The 406-nt window shown below is 55.2% G+C and carries 1 pseudogene; it reads left to right on the top strand.

Annotated elements, in window-relative coordinates:
- Window positions 1–406 (top strand): annotated as a pseudogene (locus AAHM38_RS25550) (DUF6708 domain-containing protein); the annotation flags it as partial.

Below are 406 nucleotides of genomic sequence, written 5' to 3'. Positions count from 1 at the left end.
GCAGTCGATCTATGCCAAGCAGAAAGGCAAGCCGCTTGGCGAATGGGAGATGCAACATCGGCTTCGCATTGACAGTCCCGTGCTTGAAACCGTGGAAGAAATGGGCAATGTGTATCGCATCGACTCCACTTGTCTGGAAATCATCGATGACGCGCAGGACCAAATTCAGATCATGGGGCTGGGATCAGTGATTTGCATAGCGGCCACGGCATTCTCGTTGGGTTGGTGTGGCATGTGGGTGGCCGGCCCTTTTGTCGATAGCCCTCAAACAATGGCTCAAGACGGCTATTGGTTCTGGACGATTCTGGGTGTGGTCACATTCGTGGCGTTCACCGCCTTTTTCAGCACTGTCGGATACGACATCCTGCGCCGCAACCTCTTTACCCTGAAGCGCCGCCCCATCCGC

The sequence above is a fragment of the Ralstonia sp. OTU4908 genome (genome assembly GCF_038440115.1).
Lineage (GTDB): Bacteria > Pseudomonadota > Gammaproteobacteria > Burkholderiales > Burkholderiaceae > Ralstonia > Ralstonia pickettii.
This window is presented reverse-complemented; position numbering and strand designations above follow the sequence as displayed.